We start from the raw sequence: 15,376 nt of genomic DNA, 5'->3' as shown, positions 1-15,376 counted from the left end.
GGTTCAATGGAATCCGGCCATTGTATTTTAATCTTTCTTTATTTTTTCGACTTCTATTACATTGCCCCATAAATCAACCCCGTAATCGTTGCCATTACTACTACAAGAAGCACATAGACTACTGTTTTTTGTGTCCCAATTACGTCACGGATAACCAGCATGTTGGGAAGTGAAAGCGATGGGCCGGCCAAAAGCAAGGCCAGCGCAGGACCTTTGCCCATTCCGGCAGCAAGTAATCCTTGCAAAATTGGAACTTCGGTGAGCGTAGCAAAATACATGAAAGCACCCACAACGGAAGCGAAGAAATTAGAGAACACCGAGTTTCCGCCCACAAGATTTGCAATCCATTCGTTAGGGATTACCCCCGCCATTGCCGTGTCGTCATGGGTTGAACCAAGCAAAAAGCCGGCAATCAAAACGCCAATTGCCAGCATGGGTATTATTTGTTTTGTGAACTCCCACGAAGAAATTGTCCAGTCTTTATTTTCCGGGTTTTTCTTATCCGTAAGCGTAACAATGCTAAGGCCTGCGATTCCGACGACCATTGGTATCAGAGGAGAAGAACTTAGGAAAGCGGAGGCTGCTGTAATAAGAGCTGCTAAAGCTACCCAATACCATTTTATTTTTAGGATTGCGATAAGCGAATAGATCAACAGCAAGCCGAAGCCAGCGGTGATGTACCATTTGTTGGCCCAGATCCAAAACCATGTGCCGCTTGTAATACCCTCGCCCGGCTTGCCCCAGTTGGCAAAAACAAGAATTAACACCAAGGTAAAGAAATGAAAAGCTGTTTGCCACATCGGACGTTTTTCCGGGATATCGGGGAAATTCATCTGTTCTACCCGTTTGGCATTTTCTTCCTTCCTGTAAATTAATGACATTATTGAGCCTATTACAACAGCAAATAACACAGCACCCACAACTCGTGCAACACCCATCTCAAAGCCTAAAATCCGGGCAGTAAGGATGATTGCCAGAATGTTGATAGCCGGACCGGAATACAGGAATGCGATGGCAGGCCCCAAGCCGGCTCCTCTTTTGTGAATGCTCGAAAACAAAGGAAGAATGGTACAACTACAAACGGCCAATACGGCTCCTGATACAGATGCCACGGTATAGGCCACCCATTTTTTTGCTTTTGCCCCAAAGTATTTCATGACGGCGCCCTGGCTCACAAAAACCGAGATTACACCAGCGATGAAGAATGCTGGAAGCAAACACAAAATAACGTGCTCCTGCGCATACCATTTGGCAAGGTCGAACATCGAAAACAGCGCTTCCGTAAAACGATCATTTTCGAGTGGCATGAAATAAACAAATACAAACACTGCTGCAATCCACAGCAGTATTTTTATCTCTTTTTTAACTTCCATTTTATTGATGCTTTTTTAGAAAAAAAGAATAAAGATGTAGTACGTCCCCACTGCAATAAACAGAATGGCTACTCCGCGCCTGAACCACACCTCAAAGGTTTTTAGTTTGTTGTAAACGTTACCAATGGAACCTATGCTAAAAGCAATGAGCCAGGCAAATATTATCACCGGAATACCTGTGGCAATGGCAAAAACCAACGGCAGATACAAACCGCTTGCACTGCTAATGGTCAGGGGCATCAACATTCCAAAATAGAGCACACCGCTGTAAGGGCAAAATGCCAGAGCGAAAACCACTCCCAATAAAAGTACGCCCCAAAAGCCACTATTCGACTTGCTCTCCATTTTTTCGCTTAAAGAACCCAAGCCGGGGATTTTGAGCTTTAATACGCCAAGCATAAACAATCCGATTATGATCAAAAGCGGGCCAAGGATCTTTTCGCCCCATGCCTGGAAAAATCCTTCCAGAGCAAACCGGCTTGCGCCAAAAAAGAAGATTAAACCAATGACTGTGTAGGAGATGGCGCGCCCAAGCGTATAAATCAGCCCGTTGGTAAAAACCTTGCGCCGGCTTTCGATATCTTTGCTGATATAACCGATGGCCGTGATGTTGGTTGCCAACGGACACGGACTAATGGCAGTCATAAGCCCCAGAATAAATGCTGTGAGTATCGGAAACTGTGACGTTTCCAACAAGTTGTTGAGTGCCTCCTCCATGCTTACAACAGCTTGTCGATGGCGGCTTTCAGTTTCTTTTCAAACTTAGCGGGACTGGTACGAGCATTCAGAAAAGCCTCATTGGTCAGATCCGCTTTTTGATCGCCCTTGATGACTAAAAGGGTTTGCCCACTGATTTCATACTTTTCGATGAGGGGATTGTCTTTATCTTCTTCGTTGTTAATCGACTCGAAACTTACCTTCTCACCATAATTTTCTTTGATGGTTTTTTCGGTAACTGATTCTACTGCCTGACAAGTGGCGCAGCGGCGTGTAGCATGAAAATAGTAAACCTGCACCTGGCTATTGGCCTTTTGATCAGCTGCTGTTACCTTTTTATCCGTTGGCTGAGCAGCTTTTACGCGATCAGCGTTTTGTGCAGAAACCATTGCTATTCCTACAAAGAGGATAAAACTTAAACTACTGATGATTTTTTTCATGTTGTTAAGGTGTTATTTGGTTAATATTTTAGAGATTTCATCAACTGACGGAACTCTACCTTTCACCACAATTTGGCCGTCGACCACTAAAGCAGGCGTTGACATTATGCCATACTGCATAATTTCAAGGATATCTTCCACTTTTGTCACGTTGGCCTCCACACCGGTTTTGGCGATGGCTTCGCGGGTGGCTTGTTCGAGTGATTTGCATTTTGTACATCCGGTACCCAAAACTTTGATTTCCATATTTGTAAGTTTTAAAAAGTTAGTTGACTCTGTTTCATTTCGTAATTCGTAAAACAACGAACATTGTTTGCAAAAAATTTTTATAATCCCAAAAAACCTTTAAAAAGCTGCTGTGCTTCTTTCCAGTTTTCTTTATGAATGCAGTACCTTATTTTGGGTAATTCAATTTCCCCCTGAATCAGCCCGGAGGACTTCAGCTCCTTAAGGTGCTGTGATAAAGTAGATTTCGCAATGGGCAGCTCTTCACTCAAATCACCGCTGTAGCAACAACTTTGTTTTGAGAGCAATTCCAGAACATACATCCGCACAGGATGCCCCATTGCTTTGGCGTAACGGGCAAGTCTGATTTGGCTTTCTGTTGCAACTGATTTCATACTCATAATGTTCGTAGATTTGCGAACAAAGAAAATACTTTTTGTGATTGTAATCAAAAAGGAGAAGTGTTATTTTACCACTTCTGCGCTTACAATTTTTTGCAACTACTGCTAACCCAGCTCCATCAGTGAATTGACAAGAACCCTGATTAATAAACAAAACCGGCAACCCTTGAGAGATTGCCGGTTTCATTTTTTCCTTAAAGCTAAACCAACTATCGGTTCACCACAAATTTTTTCGCTATTGTATTTTTATCGGTGGTGATACGAATGATGTAGGTTCCATTAACGGAAAGGTGATCGCTGTAACTGGTTTCGCCAAAGGTTTTCTTTTGCAAAACAACTTGTCCTTGTAAATTTATAATTTCAATCTGCTGTGTTTCCGCAGGGAAAGTTATCGTGAATTCGCGCTGTGCGGGGTTAGGGAAAACAGATATCTTTTCCACATCAGTGCGCACCTCGTTTACACCAACATTCAGCAGGGCGATGTAGGCATTTATCCGGCCATGACCGTAATATTGGTCCCAGCCGGGAGTGTCTTCGGCGGGGTCTCCCACCTGATCTTCAGCCGATAATTCGATGATTGATTTTATCTGCGCCGGCGTCCTGCTGTTATCCTGCGCCAAAAGCAAGGCGGCAAGCGCTGCCACATGGGGTGTGCCCTGGGAAGTCCCGCCCCAATAGGTATTGTAATTGGTGTTGGATAAATAGTGCAACCCATAAATAAAGTTGCCGGGCGCAATCACCGAGATATGTTCGCCGTAATTGCTACCGCTGGTAGCGCTCCAATAAAATGGATGCGCTCTTTCGTCGTTCGGGTTGGTTGCACCTACCGCAATTACCCCCGGGAACCCGGCAGGATAAAAGGTTGTATTCGAATTGGTATTCATCATACATGCTACCACCACCACATTATTGTCCAAAGCGTAATCCACTGCCTCCTGAAAAGTAGCGGAAAATTCTTCTCCGCCCAACGACATGTTGATTACATGTGCTCCGTTATCGACAGCATAATAAATCGCTCCAGCCCACCACGAGTAATAGCCAAAATTGTCACTGGTAAGAGCTTTCAAAGCCATGATTTTGCAGTTCCAATCGACACCGGCGTAGCCAATTTCGTTATTTGCGTTGGCACCAACAATCCCCGCCACGTTGGTTCCGTGCCCAAAGTCGTCTATTGGCAGATTATCGTTATAAGCCCAATCCCAACCCTGCACGTCGTCGATGTAGCCATTGCCATCATCATCGATCCCATTGTCGGGTATTTCGTTATAATTTGTCCAGATTCTTCCGGCCAGATCAGGATGATCCAATTTTACTCCGCTATCAATGATGGCAACCACAATATTGCTGTCGCCCTGCTGGATTTCCCAGGCGAGTTCCATATCAATATCAGCTCCGGCCACGGCAGGTGATAATGGAAAAGTCCCATCGTTTTTCAATGACCATTGTCGTGAATAAAATGGATCGTTCGGTGAACCAGTAGCCGCGCCACCCGTCGAACCTTTGAAGTCGGGCTCAGCATATTCGATGTCGCCGGTAGCGTAAAATTCATCAATTACTTGCTGAATGCCTGCCCCTTCCGGGAATTGAACCACAAAGCTTTGGTTGGTTATTTTCCGGCCTGTAATAAGTTTTTGAATTTTGACAGCATTCAAATCGATGCAAAGGTTGTCGATTTTACTACTTCCGGTTAGTGATTTTTCTCCGGCATAATTTTCAGGAATCCTGTCGTTTTTTAATTTCACAATGATTCTGTTTGTTGGCTCAGCCAACTGCCCGAAAACCGGAATAGTGAACAACAAAATAATAAAGGATGTAAATATGCTCATTTTCATACTGCTTAGGTTTTTTTTGGATGAATACTGAACCTGATTAACACCCAACAGAAAATGATTGTTTGCCAACGAATTGTTAATCATTTGTTAATATCACCAATGAATAATGATAGTTCGTTGCGAACAGGAACAAGTCAGTTGCCGGGTTTTAATTCTAAAATATTGGCGTCTGGTTAAAAACAACAGATTCTTCGCTACGCTCAGAAAGACAATGGTTTGCGATGGTTTAGAGGAGGGAGGGCTAAGTCGGCGGCGGAGCCGCCGACTTAGCCCTCCCAAAAACCCTAACGGCCTGTCATTCTGATCCGCCAACTGGCGGAGAAGAATCTATTCAAAGGAAATTATGTTTACCGGACAACAATGATTGAAAACGTTGGGTAGTATGAAAAACCTTCCTCAAAATAAGTTACTGAGAAAGGCCTTTAAAAGCCAGTGAAATTGATCAATTTAAAGTGTATTATTTTTCAGCTTCCCGGAATCGATAAGCTTGCGCAAATATTTATTAGAAACGGCTTGTTGCAAAGCCTGAAGATAATGTTCGTTGTGCAGATCGCTGCCAGCCAAATCGACCATACCTGCGTCGATGAAACGTTCGGCCATCTTTTTTACTTCCCCTGAATAGTAACCCGTGAGCGAGTTGATGTTAATTTGGAAAAGCACACCACGGTCTTTGATCTCTTCAAATTTACCGAAATCTCTGAAAAAATAGGAATAGCGCTCGGGGTGCGCCAGGACGATTTTGTACCCGGCAATTTGCAAATCAAAAAAGAAATCGCGCCAACGCGGATGCTCATTGAAAAACGAAAACTCTACCAGCAGATGCTTCTGGCCAAAGGTGAGCAGCTCGCCCGATTTGTATTTCCGCTCAAACTTGTCGTCGATGAGATATTCGGCAGCAGCCTGCAACTCGATGTGAATTTGCTGCCGCACCAACTCACGCTTCACGCGCTGCAGACCCGGGAAAATGGTTTCCGGTGTGTTGCAATAAAATTCGCCCTGGATGTGTGGCGTGGTGATCAGCTTTTTGTAACCCAGCGCCTGCATGCCTTTGATGAGTTCGATGGAGGTTTCCAGATTGTAGGAGCCGTCGTCGATGCCGGGGATGAGATGCGAGTGCATGTCGGTGCCGATGGCCGACATGTCAGCCTTGGAGGCCTTGCCACTTCCTTTAAATAAATTTGCAAAAATCCCCATTGTCTTGTTTTGGCTGCAATATTACCACTTTACCCAGAAGGAGGTCTGTTAAGGTTTTTAAAAAAAGTAACTGTTTAGCTGATGTTCTTTAAAACTCAACTTTCAGATAAGAATTTATATTTTCGAAATGCCCCACGCTACCCCTCATTTCCGCCAGCTGGCGGAGAAGCCAGCTCACACTTGATTGTGCGTTGGCAACTCCCCCTTCATGGGGCTGGGGGGATGCGATGGATTTTCCAAAACTTATTGGATTTATCATTTATAGCTTTTTTTAAAATCGACCACCTAAACAATCACCAGAAAAGGCATCTTCTATTTTCAAATCTGAAAAGCTAAGCCGAACCCGCTAATCTTACAACTTCTTCTTTGCCAGCACCCCCGACAAGTTGTTTTCCACACCTCACTTTTTCGGCTTATTTTTGCAAATCATATTTTAATATTAAAAAAGAAAATGAAAAATCTCACATGGCTTTTGGTGGCGACCTTTGTAGCTACGCTTTTTATGTCAGGGTGCAAATCTGGTAATGATCAGCTTCCTGTCGATATCATTCCGCAACCGTTGCAGGTTGAAATTCAAAAGGGGTATTTTGAAATAACTCCTGAAACGAAACTCGTATTTGCTGAGGCAGATGCCAATGTAGCCGCCACGGTGGATATGTTACAGCAACAGATCAGTAAAAGCTCAGGCATGCTGTTACAAACTATTTCTGCGGACGAATATGCCGGTGAGCAGGCTTTTGTTTTTGAATTGCTGGCTGCCGCCGATACTCTTGGCGACGAGGGTTACCTGCTGGATGTAAGCAAAAATGTGGTAAATATTTCAGCCCATCAACCTGCCGGATTATTCCGCGCCATACAAACGATTTATCAACTCCTGCCACCGGCAATTTACGGTAGCGATGCGCACAACATATCCTGGAGAATTCCCAGCATAAAAATATTCGACAAGCCACGCTTTGGCTGGCGAGGCATGCACCTGGACGTTTCGCGCCACTTTTTCGATGTTGATTTCGTAAAACGATACATCGACCTGATTGCCATGCACAAGATGAGCGTTTTCCACTGGCATCTCACCGACGACAATGGCTGGCGCATTGAGATAAAAAAATATCCTAAACTCACAGAAGTGGGCGCCTGGCGCGTCAATCGGGAATCGCTGCCTTGGAATGATGCCACGCCACCACAGCCCGGCGAAAAAGCTACTTATGGCGGCTTTTATACACAGGATCAGATTCGCGAAGTGGTGGCCTACGCAGCAGCGCGACACATCATGGTGGTGCCCGAAATAGAGATGCCCGGCCACGCTTCTGCCGTCATGGCTGCTTATCCTGAGCTGGCTTGTACCGACGGCCCTTTCTTTGTAATGCCCGGCGGTTATTGGCCGATTGAAGATATTTTTTGTGCCGGCAACGAAAAAACTTTCGAGGTGCTCGAAGGAGTGCTCGACGAAGTGGTTGAACTTTTTCCGGCGAAATACATCCACATCGGCGGCGACGAAGCCACCAAAACGCACTGGGAAACATGCCCCAAATGCCAAAAGCGCATACGCGACGAGAAGCTTGCCAACACCCACGAGCTGCAAAGCTATTTTGTAAAACGCATCGAAAAGTATCTGATCAGCAAAGACAAAAAACTCATCGGCTGGGACGAAATCCTCGAAGGCGGCCTGGCACCCGAAGCTACGGTAATGTCGTGGCGCGGCATCGATGGCGGCATTCAGGCTGCCCGCGAGGGCCACGATGTGGTGATGTGTCCGGTTACGCATTGCTACCTCGACTACTACCAGGCCAATGCAGACTTTGAACCCACCGCCATTGGTGGCCTCACCACATTGAAAAGGTCTTACTCCTTCGATCCCGTTCCTGCCGATCTTACCGCCGAAGAAGCAAAACATATTTTGGGAGGTCAGGGAAATGTGTGGACAGAATATATTCCCACGCCTGAACACGCCGAATACATGGCGGTACCACGTATGACAGCGCTGGCCGAAGCACTCTGGACGGCACCACAACAAAAATGCTGGGACAGCTTCAGAGAGCGCCTCGAGACACAGTTCGACCGTTTTGATGTTATGGGTGTTAATTATTCCGAAGGATCGTATGCGGTAGAGTTTAAAACCAACTACGACACCATCAATGGGAAACTTACCATCGGATTTGCTACCGAACAGCTCTCGCCCGAAATCCGCTACACCACCGACGGCTCGGTACCGACTTTGCAATCGAAACTTTACAAACAACCACTGGCCATCGACAGCTCGGTAACTTTGCGTGCAGCAATTTTTATCGGTGGCGTGATAAATGAGACCTTCTCGGAAAAAAGGATTGCCTATCAGCAGGCGCTTGGCGCAACGGTAAAATATACCCGCCCGCCCTCCAACAAATATCCCGGCCAAGGCACAACCACGCTGGTGGACGGGCTACAGGGAAGCATGAGCCACCACGACGGCTTTTGGCAAGGGTTTTATGGTGACGATATGGAAGTGGAGATAGATTTGGGTGCACCGCGAACCATCAGCAGTGTAACAGGATCGTTTATGCAATTTCAGAACGTCTGGATTTTCCTGCCGGAAACCATGGAAGTTTCCCTTTCGGAAGATGGCATCAATTATTCGGAGGCTGGCACAGCTACAACCACCACCGACCGCAAAAAGGACCTCGCCTTCAGGGAAGAGCTTAAGGTTCAGTTTACCGAAACTCCCGCACGCTTTATCCGCGTAAAGGCCACCAATGGCGGCGTTTGCCCCGCGTGGCATCCGGGCGCCGGCGACACCACCTGGATTTTTGCCGACGAGATTGTTGTGCGGTAGCAGGAAGCAGGCAGTCCGCAGTCGGCCGTTCTCAGGCCATAGCCAACAATCAGCGGAGCAAGGGATGCCAGCCCTGAAAGGGATGGCGACCCTGGATTTATTGCATCTGCATCATGCGCCACGCGCCATGTTTTTTTTCAGCCTTCTGGAATTATCTTTAGGAACACTTAAGCGTTGCATCCCCTGTGGGGTTGCGAACCCTTTCTCCTGCGCCTTGCGCCCTGCGCCATGCTTTAAAAATTCAGAAGCATTCCAAATGAAATATTTTCTAAACGAAATTAAATTGAAACTAATTCGTTACACCCTCTAATATGAGAGAAATCGATATTACAGAAGAATGTCTGGAATTTATAGACAATCAAGACCAAAGATTTTCGCTGAAAATCTTCCAACTCATTGAAGTTATTGGAGAGATTAAAGTCATAAATGCCAACTTTCTGAAAAAGCTACAATCGACCCAATTTTATGAATTACGGATTAAAGCAGGCAATGAATATCGAATAGTAATTTTTGCAATTGATCATTTGAATTTTGCTGAGTGTACTAAAGCTGTGTGCCTCTGTGGATTTAAGAAAAAATCAACCAACGATTACAAAAAAGCTATAAAGCAAGCTGAGAAAATATTAGAAGAATACCTAAAAGAATAATCATCATGGGAAAAACAATAAATGCAAAAGAACTGATTGCCAATCGCTATGGGAAAGAGGGGTCAGCAGAACGTGAGAAATTCCGGGAAGAGGCTTTTTCCTATTATTTTGGCGAGATTATAAAGAATCGCAGAAAAGAATTGCAAATGAGTCAGGAAAATTTGGCTGAAAAAATTGGGAAAAAACGACCCTATATCTCACGGATCGAAAACGGGGAAGATATTCGTTTATCGAACTTCGCCCTGGTCGCGAATGCCCTCGGATTGTCGATTGAGCTAAAAGCTGAATAGAACTACAAAAGCACGAGCTACTGCGGTTCAAGGATTCCTGCGCAAGGGATGCCAGCCCTTATTTTTTTGAATAAGAGCGCAACATATCAAAATTCAGAAGCATTCCAAATGAAATATCTACTACATTTGTCGTGCAATCAAATTTACGCAGCAAATGATGAATCCTCTGATCGCATGGGCTTTTGAATCTTACCACGGCACTCCGGCGGTGGGCATGAGCTTGGGGAAGGATCAAGGGCTCATCTTTCGGCTAAGTTTGCAAAAGGTACACACACCTCTTTCAAGCCGGCTGTGTAAACGCATCTTTTGAAAGTAGTAATAAAGAAATAATTAAAAATTAGAACCATGTACATCCTGCTCTTGTGTCTTTCGATTTTAACAGGTTTTGTTACCACCGAAAATCCTCAATTGACTATCGAAATTCAAAATATTGAAGTCCTTGAGGGGAATATTAGAATTGGTGTTTTTAACACAAGCGAAAAGTTTTTAAAACAAGGTTTTACCTTCAAAAATTACGTAATAGCTGCTAATGATACTATTGTAACAATAATTATTGATGATTTGCCAGAGGGCGAATACGCATTTCTGCTCTATCACGATAAAAATTCTGATGGTAAATTAAACCAGAACTTATTAGGAATTCCTAAAGAACCATTTGCATTTTCGAATAATGTGAAACCCAAATTTGCAAAACCTACTTTTGAAGAAAGTAAATTTTTATTGGCAAAGGATAAAAAATTGCAAGTCAACTTAGGCTATTTTAAATAAAAGCAACCGATATTTTACGTATCATGGAAGTATTGATAAACTGATAAATAAATCGCGCAACTATGAAGAAAACGGTATTTAAGGACGGCTATGATGTAGTTATCGCCGGTGGCGGACCCTGTGGATGTGTTCTGGCAAAAGACCTCTCCAAGGCAGGCAAAAAAGTGCTTCTCATTGAGCAGGGCGGCAACTCGCTCAAAGGCATTGGCACCTCAAAGGGAATGCTTAACGGCGAACACATGACATCGGACAAAGGCAAAACCTGGTCGATGAGTATTGAGGGCAACGGTATCGTTCTGGGTAAGGGCATCGGCGGAGGCTCATACCTCTACGCAGGTATCGCAGTCTTTCCTGATTTTTCTGCCTGGGAGGATCAAGGCATGGATCTCAAACCCTATCTTGATGCTGCAAAGAAAGAGAGTTGGGTGAGTGAAACACCTGACGAGTTTATAGGCCCCATCAATAGACGGATGATGGAAAGCGCCAATGAGCTTGGCTATCCCTTTGTGAAATCCCATCGGCACATAAACTTTGAAAAGTGTAAGTATGCTTGTACAACAGCCCCCATGGGTTGTGCCTTTGGCGCAAAGTGGATGGGCTATTATGCTGCCCAGGAAGCCGTGGAATACGGTGCTGAACTGCAATTACATACCAAGGTGGACAGAGTAATTGTAGAGAACGGAAAAGCTGTTGGATTCTATGCCAGGGGTGAAAAAGACGACCAACTCTACGAGATTCGCGGTAAAATGATCATCTGCTCCGCTGGCGGCGTTGGTACGGCGAGTATTCTGCAGCATTCCGGAATTACCCATGCCGGAATACGCATGTTCGGAGACCCGAGTTTTTCATCATGGGCTCTTTTGCCCGAAGACAGCAAGGACCCTGGAACCAACTATGAGCACGGAACTTCGGTAGGGTTCGTTGATGATGAGCACGGCTGCCTTTTTCAATCGGACCTGGCCTGGGGACGCGGGTTCTGGGCTATGTATCAGATTATGAATCGCGGAGTAAAGCCTGCCATTCAAGCTTACAAACTGCATAAGCGCAAGGTAGGCATCTTCAACAAGATCCACGACGAAGGAGTTGGGCGGATAGCCTGGGACCGCAAGGTTTCCAAAACGCTTACCCCGCTCGATGAGCAGCATATGAACTACTGCAGATATGTGAATGAGAAGATACTTTATAAGATGGGATGTGAGCCTGGCTCCGCTCATCATGTCGGAATGAGCCACCACCAAGGCGGGGTAACCTTTGGTCATCCGGGCGGATCGTGTCCGGTAGGACTGGTTCTGGATAACACCCTTGAATCCCCAATTCCAAATCTCTTTGCCTGCGACATAAGCGTTATTCCCGGTGCGCCTTCAAGGCCTCCTACTTTAACCCTTGTAACCCTCTCCAAATGGTTTGTGCCCCGAGTATTGGCCAGACTCAATAATACCAGTGTAGAAGTAGAAAATAAGCATGTCTTAGGTGAAAAAGCCATAGCCTGATAGTTCCTGTTTTGCGCTCTTCTTTTCGGTTGATTAGGTTACTATTTGGTTTCAGGTCTTAACCCTGTAAAACGCTCTGTTTCCCCGAGTGGTAATGGGGAAACAGAGATAAAACGATATCACATTAAAATAACAGGCCTAATAGGTAAAAGAGCCAGTGTGCTGATATTCCGGCAAAAAGTCCGCCTATGGTGTGCGAAAGAAGGGCTTTTCCTGTAAGTTTTCTGTATCCCAGCGAATCGAGCATTGCCGTGTGGGTGCTTAAGAATCCACTCCAACACATTCCCATTGCAGTAAATACTGCTATAGCGTTGCCATCAAGTAAACCGGCATTTTGAAATTTTGGAATCAAACCAAGTGCAGCACCAACCGCTCCGAGAGAGGTTATTGGGAAGGCTATTAACTCTGGATGCTGAAATCCGAATAACCAAACAAATACAAAATTAACTTTTTGAGCAAGATAGGGAAGCAGGGCTATCCCCTCGTATGCTTTTCCTGTAAAACCTTCAGGGCTGGGGCCAAAGGTAAGTATCATTACAAATGTTGAGATAATAAGTACTCCTGGAATAATAGCAAGCCCAAGATCTACACCCGTTTTTCCTCCGTCGAGTATTGCGTTTAATCCCCTTAAAAAAACACTGCCTTCGGATTTAAAAGAAATCTTCTGCTCATCTCCACCTTCAACTTGTTCCGTTTCCAATTCAGGGAACTGTTTAACGGTAAACCTTTGCATTAATCTTGTCGAAATAATGCTGCCAATAACAGCTCCTGCTAATCCGACAACAGCGGCAGAACCAAAGCCCCTGCCAGCCATAAAAATTATCACAACCAATCCCATTCCGAACGCAGTCCCAAAGTTGGTGAGGGATATTAATTGGTATTTTTTGAAATATCGATTGAAGTTTTGGTCTTTAGCCAGGCTAATAATTGCAGGATTGTCTGATAAAAATGTTAATAATCCGCCCAATGCTGCAACTCCCGGCAGATTGTAAAGCGGTTTCATCAATGGTTTTAATATCACTTCGAGCAGGCGCACTACTCCGAATTCTGTTAAGAGTTTTCCCAAAGCCCCCGATAGCACTGTTATGGCCATGATGTAAAAAACAGTGTCGATTAGTAAGCTATAGGAGGTTTGCATAATGGTATTAAGCATGTTTGGCAAACCCATCCTACTCCCAATGAACGTGAAGGTTCCGAAGAATATGATTAAGAATACGCCAGCCTCTGTTCTTCGTTTAGTCGTAAATTTCAATGGTTTCTTTTCCATAAACCGGTATTATTAGTTTAATTTTTTTTCAAAACATCCATTTGCCAACGAACACCAACATTAAATGTTTGGTATTGCACCTGGTCGTTATTTGAAGACCAAACAGCATGTATTCGCAGATCGTTACTGTTTTTTATAGGAAAGTACTCCACCCCTGCCCCATAGTAAAAATGCTCCGTGCCGGGCACAACATAACGATCGTAAATAAAAGGGTCGGTTGGCTTTTGCGCGTTATTTTCATCATATCCTGCTTTTACAAATACTTTTATTTTGTTCTTTACAGAACATTTGAAATTGCCAATAACAGAATAATCCGACAACAAATTCTTCTGGTGATCCGAGAATCTGTCCATTAGGTCAACTTCAACAGAAAAGTTTCTTACGCTGAATCTATTTCCTAAAGTAATGTAGTTGATGTAATGCCCCTTTTCCACCTCTATTCTATTGAGAGAATAAATAGTATTAAATCGGTTAAAAGTTCCGTACCATATCAGGTTGTAGGAATAGAGACTTTGCAATGTTTCTGCTGTAAAAGGCGAATTCGTGATTTGAAACCCGATGGTGTGTTTATCATCCGTCGTTTTATAGTTTACCGTACCTCCAATTTGATAGCAGGTAACATTGTTCCAAAACGTTGACCAGAAGTACAAATCAATCGGTGCAGAATCATATTCGAAGCCACCAATGGCAACCACTTGTTTCCCCCCGGAGACTGAGAAGTTTTTGTTTATTTTATAGGTAAGGAATAGCCAATCTGTTGCATTAAAGAAACTCTGGTAAGTAGGCTTGCTGTCCAAAATCATTCGTTGGCGATAGTTGTAAGAGAATTTTTTAGTGATTTCTCCTTGAAGTATGATATTTAAATACTTACCATCAAAACTCGACAAGGCGGATAAGCTATCCTGCGATGGAACTTTAGCGGTAAAGTCAAACCGGGTATCGAATTTCAATCGAACAGTAGGGAATGCATCCTGCGCCAGAAGGATGTTTGGTAAAAAAAGAAATGCAAATAATATTGCAGCAACAACTCGTCTCATGTTCCTTAACCGTATGTTTTAAAAGTGCGCAAACATAGGTAAATAAGAAGCCTCAAAACTCTGACATTTTATGCCCTATCCCTACTCTTTTAAACATTGGGAACATCTGGGCTTAATCACCATTTCCGCACTGAATATTACAACCATTCATTAACCTTCCTGATGTAACCGTTTTTGACAAATTGAGTCGCGCCGGAAATATGGCAAAGCGAAATATAATTGGTGGCTGGCCGCTTTCTTCATCCACATCGGCAGACAAAGGGATGCCAACCCTTGAATCAGTTGCGTCATACGCTTTGCTCTTTGCGCCATGCGCCATGCCTCCCAACATGAAATTTAGAATCCATCCAAACGAAATAGTTGTACATTTACCGCGCAATTAAATTAACCAGGCAAATGAAGGCTCCTGTCATCACATTGGCTAACGACTTTCACCACGGCACATCAGCGGTGCGCCTGAGTTTTGAGAAGGATTTTACGCTCATCGCCAAAGTAAAAACGCTCAAAGGAGCTGCCTGGAGCCAAAGCCGGGGCTTTTGGTACATTGCCCAAAGCGATTTTAAACTGAACAGCATTTTTGAGGCTCTGAAAGATATGGCCTGGGTGGATGATTTGGAAATTTAATTATTTTTGACAAATGAAACAAAAACAAACAATACATGAAAACTTCAGTAAAAAGACAAAATGTCTTCCTATTGTACCAAATTTGGGTCATTTAATAGACAGAAAGGGGTCATAAAAATAAGTTACCTGCCATATTAAAAACGACGGTGCTAAAAGAAAAAGTTCGTACATTTGCAGACACAAAAATATAAGCGACACGAAATGTAAAATTTAATTTCTTTCAGACAAATCAGAACAACAACCGCAAAGTGGTTGCTGTATT

At 44.1% G+C, this 15,376-nt stretch carries 16 protein-coding genes; 6 read left to right on the top strand and 10 right to left on the bottom strand.

Annotated features, from left to right (window positions below; genetic code table 11):
- Window positions 1-56: 56 nt before the first annotated feature.
- The 8 genes from VFC92_09690 to VFC92_09655 all read right to left on the bottom strand — a co-directional run bounded on the left by VFC92_09690 (window position 57) and on the right by VFC92_09655 (window position 6,441).
- Window positions 57-1,373, bottom strand: coding sequence for a permease (locus VFC92_09690; protein ID HZK08461.1), 1,317 nt, complete (start codon window positions 1,371-1,373; stop codon window positions 57-59).
- Window positions 1,374-1,388: 15 nt separating this feature from the next.
- Entirely contained in the window at window positions 1,389-2,090 is a 702-nt protein-coding gene (locus tag VFC92_09685) for an aromatic aminobenezylarsenical efflux permease ArsG family transporter (GenBank protein HZK08460.1), read from the bottom strand.
- Window positions 2,091-2,092: 2 nt separating this feature from the next.
- The gene (locus tag VFC92_09680; GenBank protein HZK08459.1) at window positions 2,093-2,530 is read right to left on the bottom strand and encodes a nitrophenyl compound nitroreductase subunit ArsF family protein; all 438 of its coding nucleotides are present in this window, start codon (window positions 2,528-2,530) and stop codon (window positions 2,093-2,095) included.
- Between the two features lie 12 nt (window positions 2,531-2,542).
- Window positions 2,543-2,776: a thioredoxin family protein gene (locus VFC92_09675; GenBank protein ID HZK08458.1), complete on the bottom strand. Its 234-nt coding sequence runs from the start codon at window positions 2,774-2,776 to the stop codon at window positions 2,543-2,545.
- Between the two features lie 80 nt (window positions 2,777-2,856).
- Window positions 2,857-3,156, bottom strand: coding sequence for an ArsR family transcriptional regulator (locus VFC92_09670; GenBank protein HZK08457.1), 300 nt, complete (start codon window positions 3,154-3,156; stop codon window positions 2,857-2,859).
- Between the two features lie 209 nt (window positions 3,157-3,365).
- The gene (locus VFC92_09665; GenBank protein HZK08456.1) at window positions 3,366-4,988 is read right to left on the bottom strand and encodes a S8 family serine peptidase; all 1,623 of its coding nucleotides are present in this window, start codon (window positions 4,986-4,988) and stop codon (window positions 3,366-3,368) included.
- A 447-nt stretch (window positions 4,989-5,435) separates the two neighbouring features.
- A complete protein-coding gene (locus VFC92_09660) occupies window positions 5,436-6,182 on the bottom strand; it encodes a CpsB/CapC family capsule biosynthesis tyrosine phosphatase (protein HZK08455.1) in 747 nt (248 codons plus the stop codon).
- An 88-nt stretch (window positions 6,183-6,270) separates the two neighbouring features.
- Complete coding sequence (locus tag VFC92_09655; GenBank protein HZK08454.1) at window positions 6,271-6,441, bottom strand: hypothetical protein; 171 nt, start codon at window positions 6,439-6,441, stop codon at window positions 6,271-6,273.
- A gap of 192 nt (window positions 6,442-6,633) precedes the next feature.
- Between VFC92_09655 and VFC92_09650 the strand changes: the two genes are divergently transcribed.
- The 5 genes from VFC92_09650 to VFC92_09630 all read left to right on the top strand — a co-directional run bounded on the left by VFC92_09650 (window position 6,634) and on the right by VFC92_09630 (window position 12,186).
- Window positions 6,634-8,991, top strand: coding sequence for a glycoside hydrolase family 20 protein (locus VFC92_09650; protein ID HZK08453.1), 2,358 nt, complete (start codon window positions 6,634-6,636; stop codon window positions 8,989-8,991).
- A gap of 311 nt (window positions 8,992-9,302) precedes the next feature.
- Window positions 9,303-9,638 (top strand): type II toxin-antitoxin system RelE/ParE family toxin, encoded by a 336-nt coding sequence (locus VFC92_09645; protein ID HZK08452.1) that lies wholly within the window; start codon window positions 9,303-9,305, stop codon window positions 9,636-9,638.
- Between the two features lie 5 nt (window positions 9,639-9,643).
- Window positions 9,644-9,928, top strand: a complete 285-nt coding sequence (locus VFC92_09640) for a helix-turn-helix transcriptional regulator (protein HZK08451.1) — start codon at window positions 9,644-9,646, stop codon at window positions 9,926-9,928.
- A 345-nt stretch (window positions 9,929-10,273) separates the two neighbouring features.
- Window positions 10,274-10,696 carry a DUF2141 domain-containing protein gene (locus tag VFC92_09635; protein HZK08450.1) on the top strand — a complete coding sequence of 141 codons (423 nt, stop codon included), beginning with the start codon at window positions 10,274-10,276 and terminating at the stop codon, window positions 10,694-10,696.
- Window positions 10,697-10,758: 62 nt separating this feature from the next.
- Window positions 10,759-12,186: a GMC family oxidoreductase N-terminal domain-containing protein gene (locus VFC92_09630; protein ID HZK08449.1), complete on the top strand. Its 1,428-nt coding sequence runs from the start codon at window positions 10,759-10,761 to the stop codon at window positions 12,184-12,186.
- Window positions 12,187-12,310: 124 nt separating this feature from the next.
- On the opposite strand, the gene VFC92_09625 is transcribed toward VFC92_09630, so the two are convergent.
- On the bottom strand, window positions 12,311-13,453 hold the full coding sequence (locus VFC92_09625; GenBank protein ID HZK08448.1) for a nucleoside recognition domain-containing protein: 1,143 nt from the start codon (window positions 13,451-13,453) through the stop codon (window positions 12,311-12,313).
- A gap of 17 nt (window positions 13,454-13,470) precedes the next feature.
- Window positions 13,471-14,490 carry a porin gene (locus tag VFC92_09620; protein ID HZK08447.1) on the bottom strand — a complete coding sequence of 340 codons (1,020 nt, stop codon included), beginning with the start codon at window positions 14,488-14,490 and terminating at the stop codon, window positions 13,471-13,473.
- A gap of 396 nt (window positions 14,491-14,886) precedes the next feature.
- Between VFC92_09620 and VFC92_09615 the strand changes: the two genes are divergently transcribed.
- Window positions 14,887-15,114, top strand: a complete 228-nt coding sequence (locus VFC92_09615; protein ID HZK08446.1) for a hypothetical protein — start codon at window positions 14,887-14,889, stop codon at window positions 15,112-15,114.
- Window positions 15,115-15,376: the final 262 nt, after the last annotated feature.

Source organism: Bacteroidales bacterium (assembly GCA_035647615.1).
Classification (GTDB): domain Bacteria; phylum Bacteroidota; class Bacteroidia; order Bacteroidales; family 4484-276; genus SABY01.
The sequence above is the reverse complement of the archived record's forward strand: the minus strand, read 5'-3'. Positions and strand labels throughout refer to the sequence as shown.